The organism is Curtobacterium sp. MCLR17_039 (genome assembly GCF_003234745.1).
In the GTDB taxonomy this organism is placed as follows: Bacteria; Actinomycetota; Actinomycetes; order Actinomycetales; family Microbacteriaceae; genus Curtobacterium; species Curtobacterium flaccumfaciens.
On record NZ_QKTF01000002.1, the window covers coordinates 113,883 to 128,563 of the forward strand.

Annotated in this window: 10 protein-coding genes; 3 read left to right on the top strand and 7 right to left on the bottom strand. The window is 72.5% G+C overall.

The window, feature by feature from the left end:
* Nucleotides 1–134 precede the first annotated feature (134 nt).
* Together glmS and DEJ00_RS02540 are read right to left on the bottom strand one after the other, a co-directional pair.
* Nucleotides 135–1,949 (bottom strand): glutamine--fructose-6-phosphate transaminase (isomerizing), encoded by a 1,815-nt coding sequence (glmS, locus tag DEJ00_RS02535; protein WP_071406356.1) that lies wholly within the window; start codon nt 1,947–1,949, stop codon nt 135–137.
* Nucleotides 1,950–2,370: 421 nt separating this feature from the next.
* Entirely contained in the window at nt 2,371–5,070 is a 2,700-nt protein-coding gene (locus DEJ00_RS02540; protein ID WP_111056331.1) for a LuxR family transcriptional regulator, read from the bottom strand.
* Nucleotides 5,071–5,595: 525 nt separating this feature from the next.
* Between DEJ00_RS02540 and DEJ00_RS02545 the strand changes: the two genes are divergently transcribed.
* A complete protein-coding gene (locus DEJ00_RS02545) occupies nt 5,596–7,149 on the top strand; it encodes an MFS transporter (protein WP_111056332.1) in 1,554 nt (517 codons plus the stop codon).
* Here the strand turns inward: DEJ00_RS02545 and hisN are convergent.
* The 4 genes from hisN to aroA all read right to left on the bottom strand — a co-directional run bounded on the left by hisN (nt 7,146) and on the right by aroA (nt 11,926).
* Nucleotides 7,146–7,934 carry a histidinol-phosphatase gene (gene hisN / locus DEJ00_RS02550; protein ID WP_111056333.1) on the bottom strand — a complete coding sequence of 263 codons (789 nt, stop codon included), beginning with the start codon at nt 7,932–7,934 and terminating at the stop codon, nt 7,146–7,148. The two genes, DEJ00_RS02545 and hisN, sit on opposite strands and share 4 nt — an antisense overlap.
* A gap of 19 nt (nt 7,935–7,953) precedes the next feature.
* The gene (locus tag DEJ00_RS02555; RefSeq protein WP_146245672.1) at nt 7,954–9,126 is read right to left on the bottom strand and encodes a hypothetical protein; all 1,173 of its coding nucleotides are present in this window, start codon (nt 9,124–9,126) and stop codon (nt 7,954–7,956) included.
* Between the two features lie 364 nt (nt 9,127–9,490).
* Nucleotides 9,491–10,537: a ribosome small subunit-dependent GTPase A gene (gene rsgA, locus DEJ00_RS02560; protein ID WP_111056334.1), complete on the bottom strand. Its 1,047-nt coding sequence runs from the start codon at nt 10,535–10,537 to the stop codon at nt 9,491–9,493.
* A 3-nt stretch (nt 10,538–10,540) separates the two neighbouring features.
* Nucleotides 10,541–11,926 carry a 3-phosphoshikimate 1-carboxyvinyltransferase gene (aroA, locus tag DEJ00_RS02565; RefSeq protein ID WP_111056335.1) on the bottom strand — a complete coding sequence of 462 codons (1,386 nt, stop codon included), beginning with the start codon at nt 11,924–11,926 and terminating at the stop codon, nt 10,541–10,543.
* A 135-nt stretch (nt 11,927–12,061) separates the two neighbouring features.
* Between aroA and DEJ00_RS02570 the strand changes: the two genes are divergently transcribed.
* Entirely contained in the window at nt 12,062–12,859 is a 798-nt protein-coding gene (locus tag DEJ00_RS02570) for a sigma-70 family RNA polymerase sigma factor (protein ID WP_216852363.1), read from the top strand.
* On the top strand, nt 12,856–13,098 hold the full coding sequence (locus tag DEJ00_RS02575; protein WP_027465838.1) for a zf-HC2 domain-containing protein: 243 nt from the start codon (nt 12,856–12,858) through the stop codon (nt 13,096–13,098). Before DEJ00_RS02570 ends, DEJ00_RS02575 begins: the two co-directional genes overlap by 4 nt.
* Before the next feature lie 65 nt (nt 13,099–13,163).
* Here the strand turns inward: DEJ00_RS02575 and DEJ00_RS02580 are convergent, their stop codons facing one another.
* Nucleotides 13,164–14,600: a LamG-like jellyroll fold domain-containing protein gene (locus DEJ00_RS02580; RefSeq protein ID WP_111056336.1), complete on the bottom strand. Its 1,437-nt coding sequence runs from the start codon at nt 14,598–14,600 to the stop codon at nt 13,164–13,166.
* Nucleotides 14,601–14,681: the final 81 nt, after the last annotated feature.

A 14,681-nucleotide genomic window follows, 5' to 3' on the forward strand; every position in this document is an offset into this window, starting at 1 on the left:
GACCCTGCGGGATCGGCGTCAGGGGAGCACGGGCGTCGTCAGCACCACCGTGACCAGGACCACGGTGCCGGTGATCGCCAGGGCGGTGAGGACGGCGAGGAACACCGTCAGGCGGTTCACGCGTCGGCGCCCGGCTATTCGACCGTCACCGACTTCGCGAGGTTCCGGGGTTTGTCGACGTCGCACCCGAGCTGCAGAGCCAGTTCCCGCGCGAGCATCTGCAGCGGCACGACGGCCTCGAGCGGACCCCACGGCGCGGTCATCGCACCCCAGGCCAGGTCACCGGTGCCACGGCGGCCGAGCGCGGGGATGTCCGCCGACTCGCCGCCGATCGTGATGACGAAGCCACCGCGGGCCCGGACCTCGGCGATCGCCGACTGGATCTTCGGCTCACCGTGGTCGATGACGACCACCGGGGTGCCGTCGTCCACCAGCGCGAGCGGCCCGTGCTTGAGTTCGCCGGCGGGGTACGCCTCGGCCCAGCGGTAGCTGAGCTCCTTGAGCTTCAGGGCGCCCTCGGCGGCGTACGGTAGTCCGGCACCGCGGCCGAGGAACAGGAAGCCCGTCGCCTCCTTGACGCTCGACACCAGCAGCGGCATCCGCTCGGCGGACACCCGCGCGGCGTGCTCGATCCGTGCCGGCAGGTCGAGCAGCTCGTCGACGAGCACCTGCGCGCGCGACGGTTCGATACGGCCGGAGGCCACCATCGCGGAGATCATCGCCGCGACGCCGACGACGACCTGCGCCGTGAACGTCTTCGTGGCGGCGACCCCGATCTCCGGGCCGGCGTGGCAGTCGAGCACGGCGTCGGCCCGTCGGGCGAGCGAGGAGTGCATGTTGTTCGTCAGCGCGAGCACCGGGTGGCGGTCCTCGAACCGGTCCAGGGCGCGGAGCACGTCAGCGGTCTCTCCGGACTGGCTGATCGCGACGACCAGGGTGCCCGGACCGAGGACGGCCTGGTCGGCCTCGCTCGCGACGACGATGTCGGTCGGCACACCACCGATCCCGCGCAGTGCGGTCGCGATCACCTGGCCCGCGTTCAGCGACGTGCCGCAGGCGACGATCGCCAGCCGGTGGAAGCCGGCCAGGCCGAGGCCCACCCACATGCTGCCGTCGGCGGTGCGGCGGGTCACCCGGTCCAGGATCGTCGCGACGACGTCGGCCTGCTCGTCGATCTCCTTCGCCATGTGGTCGGTGTGGTCGCCGAGGTCGAGTGCGGCGGCGGCGAACGGGGACGGCGTGGGGAACGGCACGGGAACCGTGATGCCGTCGGACGACCAGGTCCAGGCCTCACCGAGCTCGACGACGTCGCCGTCGCGCAGCGCCACGAACGTCTCGCACCACTCCGCGATCGCGCCGATGTCGCTCGCCACGAAGTCGCCGCGGCCGGAGCGGGCGACGACGAGCGGCGAACGGTCCGCCGCCACGACCATGCGGCCGTCCCGGGCGTCCAGGACCACGATCGCCCACGAGCCCTCGAGCTGCGCCGTCGCGATCTGCACCGCGAGCATCAGGTCCGGGTCGACCGCCAACGCCCGCTCGACCAGGTGCGCGATGACCTCGGAGTCGACGTCGGACCGGAAGCGGTGGCCCTGCGCCTCGAGCGTCTGGCGCAGCCGGTCCGCGTTCTCGACGATGCCGTTGTGCACGATCGAGATCCGGCCGGTGCAGTCGGCGTGCGGGTGCGCGTTCGCCTCGCGCACGGCACCGTGCGTGGCCCAGCGGGTGTGGCCGATGCCGACGCCGGTGAGCGCGTCACCGGAGCGTGCAGCGACGAGGGTGCGCAGGTCGCCGACGCGGGAGACCGAGCGGATCGTCTCGGTGCGGCCGACGGCCGTCCGGACGGCGATGCCGGCGGAGTCGTACCCGCGGTACTCGAGTCGTTCGAGTCCGTCGAGCAGGTAGGGGGTCGCGTCGTCAGACACGCGGGCCGCGATGATGCCGCACATCGGCTGTCCCTTCGGGGGAACGAGGGTGGGTGGAACGGGGAGGTGGGACTGGTGCGGCACCGACCGCCGTCGGGTCTGCCGCGCGTCCGGGGCCTCCCGGCCCGGGAACCGACGCCCGTCCTCGGATCAGGCGAGGACGGACGTCGGTGTCGTTGGGCCGAGGGGTTCGGGTACCGGACGGGGTACCGCGGGCTGGCCCCCGGGGGAGGGGCACGGCGGTCGGTGCAGGAGAAGCCTCACCCGCCGCCGACCACACGGCAACACCCGTCGGACGCTCTTGCGGTTCCCCGCGTGCGGGGGCACACCGCGCTGCGGTCGCGTGCGGACTCCCGCAAGCGCTTTCGCACCAAGCGAGGGACGACGGACGGGAGGCCCGGTACCAGCTGGTACCGGGCCTCCCGTCCGTCCTGTGGTGCGTCTCCTACGTGAGGAGCGCGACCAGGTGCGATCGCGACCGCGCGCCGACCTTGCGGTAGATCTGCGTGAGCCGCAGCTCCACCGTGCGCTGCGACATGAACAGCGACGAGGCGATCTCGCGGTTGCGGTACCCCTCGGTGACCTTCTGCACCACCGCACGCTCCTCGGCGGTCAGCGACGTGAGCACCGCCGACGCGTCGGGGGCGCTGCGCGGCGTCCCCGGGAACGCCGGCGAGAGCACGGGGCCGGACCGGATCGACGACGAGCCCGTGCCGAACTGCGGCATCGCCGCAGCCGGCGCCGGCGTCACCAGCGGTCGACGCAGGCCGGCCGCCTCGTACGCCGCTGCGGCCGCCGCACCGAGGCGCGGACGCTCCGCCGGGTTGCCGACCGCGGCCAGCGCCGCGAACGTGCGAGCCCGCTCGTACTGCGAGTCGTGCGGCTGGAACAGCTCCAGCGCACGGCGACGAGCCGTCTCGCGGGTGGTGTCGTCGGCGACGAGCGCGAGGCTCCGCGCCAGCACGAGGGCACCCCAGCGCCCGGGACGGGCATGGTGGTCAGCCGCCAGGCGGGCCGTGATCGTCCGCGCGTCGTCGGTCCGTCCGAGACGCACGTACGCCTCGACCAGGTCGCCGAGGTGCCGGAGCACCGCGGGGTTCCGGAGCGACCGGCCGATGGCGTCGGCGGCCTCGAGTGCGGTGGCTGCCTCGTCGAGGCGGCCGTCGAGCAGCAGGACCTTGCCGCGGAGCGCGTGCAGCTTCGCCGTCGCACCCCAGAGCCGACTCGTCGATCGGTGCTCGAGGCACCGGTCCACGACGTCGAGCGCCTCGGCGGAACGGCCCTCGGCGAAGTGCCGCCACGCGACGGCGATCGCCCGGGAGGGCTCACGCAACCGCTCGGCGACGGACGAACCGGACTCCCACACGTCGATCGCGCGGAGCGCCTGCCGGAAGTTGCCGGAGCGCACCTCGTTCTCGGACGTCAGGTAGCGGGCCGCCTCGGTCCACACCGCCGCGGTCTCCTGCCCCCGGGCGAGCACGAGTGCGAACACCCGTCGCGCGCTCCGGTAGCGCTCGCCGATGCTCAGCGCGTGGGCGAGGAGCAACAGGGCCGGGTCCGACATCGCCACGAGCTCCGACGTCGCGAGCCCGTCGTGCAGCTCGGTGTCGGGCGGCAGCACGCCGTCCACGGCGGCGATGAGCTCCCGCGCGGTCGTCGCGATCTCGAGGGTGTGCCCGGACGCCGACCCCTCGAGTGGTTCGATCCGGTGCAGCAGGTCCTTGGCCTGGTCGAGCTCCCACGCCTCGGCACGGAAGCACGCCACCATGGCCATCAGCCCGGCGACGGCGTCCACCTCGGCCGGGTCGGTCGCGTCGACGGGGACGAGCAGCTCGTCCGCGTGCACGGCGTCACCGCTGAGGTATTCGGCCGAGTACTGCAGCCGGAGCCGGCGGACCTCGTTCGGCGTCGTCCGGAACGGACGGAGCGCCGCGAGGTACCGCGCTGCGAAGCCGAGCAGGCGCTTGCCGAGCATGGCCTCCGCGACCCCGAGGAGCGCGACGTGCTCGTCCTCGGTCCCGCCACCGATGTGCAGGGCACGTTCGGTCAGCGCGATCGCTGCGTGCACGTTGCCGTCCACGACGTACGACCGTGCGGCCTGGAGCAGTGCGACCACGTCGGGGACGTCGTCGACGAAGCTCCGGTGCCACGCGGCCGACCGCGGGTCGGTCTCCGCGCTCGCCGTGGCCAGCTCGGCGTGTGCCGCACGACGGTCACGGGCGGGCATCCGCCAGTAGAGCGCGGAACGGACCAACGGGTGCCGGACGGTGACGCTCTGCCCGCGGACGGTCGCGAGACCGGCCCCGACCAGGTCGTCCAGCTCGTCGCGGTCCCACGCCGTGGTCTTCGCGACGGGCACCAGGGCGAGCTTCGCGAGGACGTCCAGATCGCGTCCCGCGGCGGGCCCGAGTGCGAGCGCCGCGATGGCCTCGGTCGTCGGAGTGGGTCGGAGCGGGAGCACGATCGGCTCCGCGCCGGTGAGCTGCTCCCGGGTGAGCACCGCGAGCTGTTCGCGGAGCGCGCCGGGGTTGCCACCGGTCTCCTCGGCGAGGACGGCGAGGACACCGTCGTTCGCCTCGGCCGGTGCCATGGCCCGGGCGAGGACCAGGGCCTCGTCCGACGGCAGCGGTTCGATGCGCAGGATCGGCAGGGCCGCGAGCGGACCGTCCGACGGCACCGAGCGGACCGTCGCCACGACGCGCAGGGCGGTGCCCGCGAGTCGTCCGGCGAGGAACGCGATGAGTTCCTGGCTCTCCGTGTCCATCCGGTCGAGGTCGTCGATGAGGACGAGCGTCGGCGGGAGGGTCAGGGCGTGCACGGCGTCGAGGAAGTCGTGCGCCGCCGCCAGCCCGGCCGTCACGGCGGCCGCGGTCCCGCCGGCCTGCAGCAGGTGGGCGATGTGTGCGGTCGCTCGGGGGTCGTCGAGCGCGGTGAACAGGGAGGTCACCCCGGCCAGCGGCCAGCGGGATTCACTCCCGTTGACACCGACCCGGACGACGGGGAGGGAAACGCGGTTCGAGACCGCGTCGAGGACGCTGCTTCGTCCGGAACCAGGGTCGCCGACCACGACCATCGCGGACTCCCGTGGGAGCACTGCGAGGGTCGCGATCCGGTCGACCTCGAGACGTCGACCGGTGAGTGCCATGACTCACCGGCCTCCGGGTCCGGAGGCGGATGCTGCGAGGAGGGCGTCGGCGAACACGGGGGTCGCTGCGACGGGGCGCACGGAGGCGGACCGGACTGCTGCACGGCGGGTGACCGTGGCGGAGTGCGGACGAGCGGCGGCGACTGAGCGCGCGCCGGAACTGTCGTGGATTGGATGCGGTCGACGAGTGTGGGTGCACTCGGTTCCGCTCGGGAACGATGATGTCATCGTCTGTATCACCCCTCGGGTTAGGGTCTTCGGACGAACACGACCGGTCTGTTCCGCCGTCCGGATCTAGGGAATCCGAGAGCATCACGTGACCTGCCGTCTGGAGCACGATAACTCAGGTACCGGCTCGCCGAGCGGACTCCGGTGAGCAGATGTCCAGAACGGTGCCCCCAGTACGGGGGGCCACGAGGGGGGTGTGGCACCCGCCCTCTGCACCCCGATCCGGGTCCGCCGGACGGAACCGGGGTACAGGTCTGTCCGGACCTCGTTCGTCGTCGCAGGTGTAGCACGGACGGGATGTCCAACGCCGAACCGACCGACGCCCGCCTCGATGACCGCACCCGGTGGCGGGCCTTCGCCGTCTGCGTGGCGGTCGCGGCCCTGACGATCCTCGACCTGTCCAAGGTGAACGTCGGGCTGCCCTCGATCGAGCAGTCCCTCGGAGCCACCAGCTCGTCGCTCCAGCTCATCGTGGCGGGGTACGCGCTGGCGTTCGGCCTCGCCCTCGTGCCCGCCGGTCGGCTCGGCGACCTGAAGAGCCGGCGCGTCATGTTCATCGTGGGCCTCAGCGCGTTCACCGGATCGAGCCTGCTGTGCGCCGTCGCCCCGAACATCGAGGTGCTGATCGTCACCCGGATCCTGCAGGGCTTCGCCGCCGGGATCCAGATGCCCCAGGTCATCGGACTGGTGCAGCAGCTGTTCCGCGGACCGGAGCGGGGCCGCGCGTTCGGGCTGTTCGGGGCGATGATCGGCATCTCCACCGCGCTCGGGCCCACCATCGGCGGTGGCCTCATCGCGATCGGCGGCGAGGAATCCGGCTGGCGGCTGCTGTTCTGGATGAACGTGCCCCTCGGGATCGCCGCACTGCTCTTCGCCGTCCGCCTGCTGCCGAAGGGCGCCCAAGGGAAGGCGCAGGACCGCGAACTGGACGTCGTCGGCATCCTGCTGCTCGGTGCCGCCATCATCACCCTGATGCTGCCGTTCGTGCTGACCAGTGGCGGCGGTGGTTCCGCGAGCCGCTGGTTCTGGCTCGTCGGCTTCGCGGTGTTCCTCGTGCTGTTCGTGCTCTGGGAGCAGCGGTTCAAGCGGCAGGGCAAGTCGCCCGTGGTGCACTTCGAGCTGTTCCGGCTGTCGTCGTACCGCAACGGGTTGTCGATCGTGGCCGTCTACTTCGCGGCGCTGCCGGCGTCGTTCCTCATGGTCACGCTGTACCTGCAGGAGGGCCTCGGGCTCTCGCCGTTGTTCGCCGGCATGGTGAGCATCCCCTTCGCCGCGACGAGTGCCGTGGGCTCCTACATCGGCGGACGGATCGTGGACCGGGTCGGGCGGGCGTTGGTGGTCGCCGGGCTCGGGATGGTCGTCGTCGGCTTCCTGCTGCTCATGGTCGCCGCCGTCGCCACCCCGCCGGAGGTCACGCCGTGGGCGATGGCCGGCGCGTTCCTGGTGGGCGGACTCGGTGGCGGGTTCGTGGTGTCGCCGAACCAGACCCTGACCCTGGCCGAGATCCCCGTCGAGCAGTCCGGGGTGGCCGGGTCGATGCAGCAGCTCGGCCAGCGCGTCGGCACGGCGATCGGCACCGCGGTCGCGACCAGCATCTTCTACGGGATCGTGCGGAGCGAGGCGGCGGGGTCGGGATCCGGCGGGTCTGGCGGGCGTCTCGACGCGTACCACGACGCGTTCCGCAGCGGCACGACGTTCACGGTGTCGCTGATGGCGCTGGCGCTCGTGCTGGCCGGTGCGGACCTGGTGGCGCGTCGGCGGGCGGCGCGGCGGTCCGACGGGGAGTCCGAGCACCCTGGCGCGGCTGCGGGGTCCGCCGAGCGGGGTGGTCGGCGCGCCGACCGGTCCTAGGAGTCGCGGCGGATGACCTCGACCACGGCGTCGTGCACCAGGCCGTTCGAGGCGAGGGCGCTGCCGTGCCACGGCCCGGGGTCGCCGTCGAGCGAGGTGAAGCGACCGCCGGCCTCTTCGACGATGGGGACGAGGGCCGCGATGTCCCACGGCTTCAGGTCCGGTTCGCCGGCGACGTCGAGGACGCCCTCGGCCACCATCATGTACGACCACATGTCGCCGTAGGCCCGGGTGCGCCACACCCGGCGCGACAGGTCGACGAGCGGCTCGAGGCGGTCGTCGTCGTCCCACTGCTGGATGCTGTTGTAGCTCAGGCTCGCGTCGGCGAGCTCGGACACCCCGGAGACCCGGAGTGGTCCGTCCAGCGAGAACGCGCCGGAGCCCTCGGCCGCCCACCAGCGCTTGCCGAGGGCGGGCGCACTGACGACGCCGAGCACCGGGCGGCCGTCGACCGCGAGCGCGATGAGGGTCGCCCACACCGGTACGCCGCGCAGGTAGTTGGCGGTGCCGTCGATCGGGTCGACCACCCACTGGCGGTGCCCTTCGCTGACGGCCTCGGCCCCGGTGTCCGCCGTCGTCTCCTCGCCGAGGAACGCGTCGTCCGGTCGCTCGGCGGCGAGCCGCTCGCGCAGGGCCCGTTCGACGGCCTGGTCGGCGTCGGTGACGTGCGTGCTGTCGGCCTTCTTCGTCACGTGCAGGTCGGCGGCACGGAAGCGCTCGAGGCTGATCGCGTCGGCGGTGTCGGCGAGGGAGCGGGCGAAGTCCAGGTCGGCGCTGAGGTCCACGTCGCCCAACCTACCGTCGCTACGCGGCGACGACCTCTTCTTCCTCGAGCCGGGTGACCTCGCGCTCGCGGGCGATGCGGGTCCTGCGGGCGACGAGTCCGTGCACGACGACGCAGAGCAGGAGCGCGGCGGCCAGCCAGAGGGCGAGCACGAGCGACGAACGCCCGAGCGAGGCGTCCGGGAAGTACTGCAGATCCTGTGCGGCCTGCAGCCACGCGGCACCGCTCCAGAAGGTGTGCAGGGCGGCGAAGAACCCGGGCTGGAACGCCGGCTGGAAGATCCCGCCGGACGACGTGAAGTTCAGCATCACGAACAGCATCGTGAGGATCGGGGTGGTCCACCGGCCGAGCACGGGGTGCAGCCCGACGCCGAGCGCGACGATGATCGCGTCGTAGAGCCAGGCGAACAGGAACACCTGCCAGTGGTGGGTGGTGATGACGCCGTAGATCGGTCCGGCGACGATCACGCCGATGCCGGCGACGACCCCCGCGGTGGCGAGCCCGATGACCGCGGTCCACACGGCGCGGAGCTTCGTCGCGACCGAGGCCACGGCGATCGCGGACGCGTACCCGCCGACGCTCAGGGCCACGAGCAGGAAGAACAGCCCCTGGCCGGTGGTGTCCTGGTCGCCCGTGGGTACGACGTCGACGACCCGGAACGGCACGTGCTGGTCGTAGGCGATCGGCAGGAACACCTTCTGCGCGGCGCTCGCGGTCGTCTCCGACGCGGCGGTCGAGACGTAGAGCGTGGCACCCGTCGCCGTCGGCGCGTACACGGCGGCGAGGTCGCGGTCGCGCACCTGCTGCTCGGCCGCCTTCGTCGAGGCGACGACGTGGGCAACGAGGGCCCCGTCGGACTGGTCGGTCACGGTCTGGGCGAACACCTGGGTGGCCGCACCCTGGCCGACGATGCCGACGGGCAGTTCCTGCGGGGCCGGGGCGTGGAAGGCACCGAGGTAGGCCAGGCCCATGCCGGCGGCCAGGAACAGCGGCACGAGGATGTGCGAGGCGAACGTCAGCAGCACACGACCGAGGCCGGCGGGGCGCAGGACGCTGTCGGACCGCTGCGGCTTCGGGGCTCGTGGGGACTTGTGGGTGGGGGAGTGGTGCGCGTGCGACGTCGTCGTCGTGCTCGGGGACGGGGCGTCGACAGCGGGGGTCGGCGCAAAGTTGTACTTTGCAACTTCAGACACGACCGCAACTGTACAACCCCGATGCGCCCTTGTCGATGGCGGCCCGGTGTCGAGGCGTCGTCCGGTGCGAGGTTGTGCACTCCGTGCGAGGTCCGCGAGCCCGCACGGAGTGCACAACCTCGCACCATTCGTGCGCCCCTCGCACGGTGCGAAGTCTGCACGGTGCGAGGGGCGCGGGAACCGGAGTGGTCACGACTCACCGCCCGCCGGCGCTCGAGTGGTCACGAACTGTCGGGTGCCGCCTCGCCAGTCGACAGTTCGTGACCGCTCGACGCACACACGGCGGGGTGTCGTGACCAGCCGCCGACCAGCCGCCGACGAGCGCCGGCCGGCGCCGGCCAGCGCCAGCCAGCACCGCCGCGCGCTACTCGGAACCGGGGTCGGACGCACCCATCCCGGTCAGCAGCGCCCGGAACGAGTCGAGCCGCTCGACGCCGGTCGGCCCCAGCTCCCCGTCCTGCACCCGGTCGACGATCTCCCAGTCGTGCGCCTGCGCCAGCGGGATGCCGTCCCGCGCGGGCAGCACCGGCACGGCGTGCGACGCGAACGCCCGGAACACGTTCGCGGGGTCGACGTGCCCCAGCCCGAACGACCGCACACCGGGCGTGTCGATGATCCACCCGCCGTCGCGGACCCGCAGCGCGATCGACGACGACGACGTGTGCCGCCCGCGACCCGTCACGGAGTTCACGACGCCGATCGCGCGCGTCGAGCCGGTCAGGGCGTTCACCAGGGTCGACTTGCCCACACCGGAGTGCCCGACGGTCACGGTCACCTTGTCGTCGAGCAGTTCGTGCAGGGCCTCGAAGGGGACGTCGTCCGATCGGCTCGTCACGATCCGCAGATCCAGGCACGCGAAGTGCGCCAGGAACGCAGCCGGGTCGGCGAGGTCGGTCTTCGTGATGCAGAGGATCGGGTCGAGGCCGGCGTCGAACGCGGCCACCAGGTACCGGTCGATCAGGCGGGTGCGCGGCTCGGGGTCGGCGGCGGCCACCACGATGAGCATCTGGTCGGCGTTCGCCACGATGACGCGCTCGACCTCGTCGGAGTCGTCGGCACTCCGCCGCAGCAGTGTGGTGCGCTCGGCGACCTTCACGATGCGTGCCAGCGAGCCCGGGTCGCCGGAGACGTCCCCGACGAGCGACACGTGGTCGCCCGTGACGACGGACTTCTTGCCGAGCTCGCGGGCCTTCGTCGCCGTGATGACGTGGTCGTCGGTCAGCACGCCGAACCGCCCGCGGTCGACGTTCGTCACCCAGCCGACCGGGGCGTCGTCGTACGTCGGACGGGTCTTCGTGCGCGGTCGGTTGCCCTTCGGGTTGGGGCGCACCCGCACGCTCGACTCGTCGTACTGCCCGTACGGCTCGTCCCCGTCGGAGTCGTCACCGTCGGTGTCGTCCCACCAGCTCATGCGTCAGTCCCCACTCACCGGTGCAGCGGCCACCGAGGACGCCACGAGCGCCGCCCACAGCTCCGGGAACTGCGGCAGCGTCTTCGCGGTCGACCCGATGTCGTCGACGGCGACGCCGTCGACGACGAGGCCCACGATCGCCCCCGCGGTCGCCATCCGGTGGTCGTCGTACGCGCCCCAGGCGCTGCCGTGGAGCGGCGCCGGCTCGATCCGCAGGCCGTCGTCGAGTTCGTGCACCGCGCCTCCAGACCGGTTGAGGTCCGCCGCCAGCGCGGCCAGGCGGTCCGTCTCGTGCCCCCGCAGGTGACCGATGCCGGTGATCTCGCTCGGGCCGTCCGCCAACGCGGCCAGCGCGACGAGTGCCGGGGCGAGTTCGCCGCCGCGGCTCAGGTCGAGTTCGAGACCCGGCAAGGAGGCCCCACCCCGGATCCCGACGCCGCCGTCGACGACCAGGTCGTCACCGTCACGGGCCACGCTCGCCCCCCACAGGGGCAGGAGCGTCTCGAGGTCGGCACCGACCTGCGTCGTCTCGGTGGGCCAGGTGCGGATGCGCACCGTGCCGCCGGCGACGAGCGCGGCGACGGCGAACGGCGCCGCGTTCGACAGGTCGGGCTCGATCGTGACGTCACGCGCGCCGATCGGGCCCGGGTGCACGACCCACTCGCCGACCGACGGCTCGTCGACGCGGACGCCGCGGGCACGGAGCGCCGCGACGGTCATCTCGATGTGCGGCATGCTCGGCAGGCGTTCGCCCACGTGGGTGAGGTGCAGGCCCTCGTCGAAGCGGGGTGCTGACAGCAGCAGCCCGGAGACGAACTGCGAGGACGCCGAGGCGTCGATCGTCAGGGCCCCACCGCGGACCGAGCCGGTGCCGGTGAACGAGAACGGCATCGAACCGCCGCCGTCGTCGGTGACGTCGACACCGAGGTCGACGAGTCCCTGCACGATGGCGTGCATCGGCCGCTTGCGGGCGTAGGGGTCGCCGTCGACCGTGACGGGCCCGACGGCCAGGGCGGCGAGCGGCGGCAGGAAGCGCATCACGGTGCCGGCCAGCCCGCAGTCCAGGCGGACGTCGCCGTGCATCGGGGCGGGCGTGATCCGGAGGTCCGGGCCGTAGGGGTTCGAGGCGGTGCCAGCCGCCGGCTCGAGCTCCTCGATGCCGACGCCGAGCGCACGGAGGCCCGCGATCATCAGCGCCGAGTCACGGGAGTGCAGCGGGAGCCGGATCGTGGAGGGGCCGTCCGCGAGGGCCGCGAGCACGAGCTCCCGGTTCGTCAGCGACTTCGACCCGGGCAGCGCGACGTCGCCGCGCAGCGGACCCCCTGCGACCGGGGCGATCCAGGGGTCGGCGGGCTGGGCCCCGCTGTGGGAATGCGTCGTGTCTGCCATCGGTTCACCAGGGTACTGAACGCACCGGGAGGATCAGTGGCGACAGCAACACTCGCACGAGAGCGGACCGGCACGGCAACCGTGCTGACCGCGGTGCCGACGACGCTCGGCACGCTCGGCCTAGACTTGGCGGCGATGACGACCGACGAACCGCAGGCAGCTCCGCACCACCTGGTCGACGAGACCGAGGTGCAGCTCGACGCCGTCGAAGAGGAGCACGAAGCCCTCGACGACGCCGCAGACGAGCCGGTGGACGCGAAGACCGTCTCCGAGGGGGAGCTGCGGTCCCTGTTCGAGGACCAGGCGCTGCCCTTCATGGACCAGCTCTACGGTGCGGCCATGCGGATGACCCGCAACCCGGCTGACGCGTCGGACCTGGTGCAGGAGACGTTCGTCAAGGCCTTCGCCGCGTTCCGCCAGTTCAAGCAGGGCACGAACCTGAAGGCCTGGCTGTACCGGATCCTCACGAACACGTTCATCAACACGTACCGCAAGAACCAGCGGAACCCGTACCAGGGCACCATCGACGAGCTCGAGGACTGGCAGCTCGGCGGCGCGGAGAGCGTCACCCAGTCGATCTCCGCCCGGTCCGCCGAGGCCGACGCGATCGACCACCTGCCGTCCTCCGCCGTGAAGGACGCACTGCAGGCCATCCCGGAGGACTTCCGGATGGCCGTGTACTTCGCCGATGTCGAAGGCTTCTCGTACCAGGAGATCGCCGACATCATGAAGACCCCCGTGGGGACGGTCATGAGCCGCCTCCACCGTGGCCGCCGGCTCCTCCGTGGGCTCCTGGCGGACCACGCCCGTGAGACCGGCATCGTCCCGGACGCAGCGTCGACGGCGACGATGCGTGGACGGGGACGAGGCGCGGCACAGACGACGAAGGCAACCGCGGCCACGGGTCGCACCGGACGGAAGGACGCACGATGAGCGGCTGCGACTGCTCGAAGGCGAAGGCCGAGCTCGAGGAGTTCCTGCACGACGAGCTCCGCCACGAGGACGCTGCGGACATCCGCGAGCACATGGACGGGTGCGAGGACTGCCAGACCGAGCACCGCGTCGGTGTCGTGCTCATGGAGACCGTCCGTCGCGCCTGCAAGGAGACCGCTCCCGACCAGCTGCGCAGCGAGATCCTCGCGCGCATCCGGGTGGAGCAGGCGACGCACTGACGACACGCTGGGCCGGGCTCGGCTCGGCTGGGCTTTGATCGGCTGGGACCTGGCACGGTCTGGTGTCAGCGCCCCGCCTGGAACGCCTGCGCGACCGCGGCTGCGTCGAGGACGGTGTCGTGCACCCGGACGGTGTCCACGTCTCCGGTGAAGGCGTAGCCCGCTGCACCGGGCCAGCCGGACAGGGTCTGCCGTCCGGCACGCCAGTGTCCGGGGTACTGCCGCAGCGTGACGGCGTCGGATCGACTGCCCTGCAGCGAACCGTCGACCCAGAGCGTCATCGACCGTGGCTCGAAGCTGGCCACCACGTGGTGCCAGGCTCCGTCGTTCACGGGCGCTCTGGACCCGATGGTGAACTTGAACTGCGATCCGGAGCCCTCGACCCCGAAGCGCAGGACTCCGTCCGCGCCGATGTACAGGTGCCGGTCGCGGTAGGTCGGCGCCGCCGATCGGTCCGAGCCGAAGCCGAACACCCGGCCACCGTCGGTGTCGTCGGTCCGGAACCAGGTCTCGATCGTGAAGGTGTTCGGCGCGTCGACCGCGGTGTCCGTGACCGCCCACCCTTCGGCGCCGTCCTCGGTCCAGAACGTCGCGTAGGGGTTCGTCGCGCAGTCCGCGTCGACCCGGGCGGCAGCGGCGGGCGTGAAGGTCCCGTCGGCCCCGGACCCGCTCGAGTCGACGACCCGTGGGCCGCTCTTCTCGGCGAAGTCCCACGCGAGTGACGTGCCCGGCGCCGGCCGGTGGAAGCACCCGAAGCCGCCGGTGCCGAGCGCCGAGGCGGTCCCCGTCGAGCCGCTGAACCCGGCGCCCGCGCCCGCTCCGGCGACCAGCGTGAGGGTGATGGCAGCTGCCGTGAACACCGTGACCGGCACGGTGGTCGACGTCGGGGCGGTGACGGTTGCGGTCCGGGGCTCCGCGACGACGGGAGAGTGGAGGTCACGGCGGGGCGTGCCGCAGGTGCGGCAGGGGCGACCGGCGACGATGTCCCGATCGGCCCGCCCGGCGACGACGAGCGCGGCGGTGACGACGCCGGCCAGCAGCAGGGAGGTCCAGTCGCCCCCGCGGATCCAGACGCCCGGCAGCCCGATCCAAGGGAACCGCAGCACCCCGACTCCGAGGACCGCCGCGGGTTCGACGGCCGTGCGGTCGGCCGTCGGGTTCGCGTCCCCGCGCAGACGCAGTGCGCCGTCCGGTTCGATGCGCTCGAGCCGGTGCAGACGGAGTCGATCCCGGTGGTCGGGGTCCTCGACGAGCAGCACCCGTCCGGCCTCGAGGTCGTCCGGGTCGACGGGTATCGCGGCGACGACGTCCCCGGTCCGGATGCCGGGGGCCATCGAGTCGGAGACGACCGTCGTGACGTGCCACCCGAACGCCGCGGGGAGCGACGCCCACAGTGCGAGCAGCAGCACCGACCAGAGGACCGTCCGCGCCGACACCGCGAGGAGCAGCCGGGGCAGGTCGCCGACGCAGCGGACGTGACGGCGGGTGGCGACGTTCGGCATCGGCTGCTCCTCGGGTGTCGGCGCGGACGGTCCTCTGGTCGGTGCTGCTGCTCGCACTGTGGGCGTCGCTCCCCGCGGCGT

What these genes read in the sequence shown, in the direction of transcription:
- glmS (WP_071406356.1), bottom strand. Translation starts at nt 1,949, where the DNA reads ATGTGCGGCATCATCGCGGCCCGCGTGTCTGACGACGCGACCCCCTAC.
- DEJ00_RS02540 (WP_111056331.1), bottom strand. Translation starts at nt 5,070, where the DNA reads ATGGCACTCACCGGTCGACGTCTCGAGGTCGACCGGATCGCGACCCTC.
- DEJ00_RS02545 (WP_111056332.1), top strand. Translation starts at nt 5,596, where the DNA reads ATGTCCAACGCCGAACCGACCGACGCCCGCCTCGATGACCGCACCCGG.
- rsgA (WP_111056334.1), bottom strand. Translation starts at nt 10,537, where the DNA reads ATGAGCTGGTGGGACGACACCGACGGTGACGACTCCGACGGGGACGAG.
- aroA (WP_111056335.1), bottom strand. Translation starts at nt 11,926, where the DNA reads ATGGCAGACACGACGCATTCCCACAGCGGGGCCCAGCCCGCCGACCCC.
- DEJ00_RS02570 (WP_216852363.1), top strand. Translation starts at nt 12,062, where the DNA reads ATGACGACCGACGAACCGCAGGCAGCTCCGCACCACCTGGTCGACGAG.
- DEJ00_RS02575 (WP_027465838.1), top strand. Translation starts at nt 12,856, where the DNA reads ATGAGCGGCTGCGACTGCTCGAAGGCGAAGGCCGAGCTCGAGGAGTTC.
- DEJ00_RS02580 (WP_111056336.1), bottom strand. Translation starts at nt 14,600, where the DNA reads ATGCCGAACGTCGCCACCCGCCGTCACGTCCGCTGCGTCGGCGACCTG.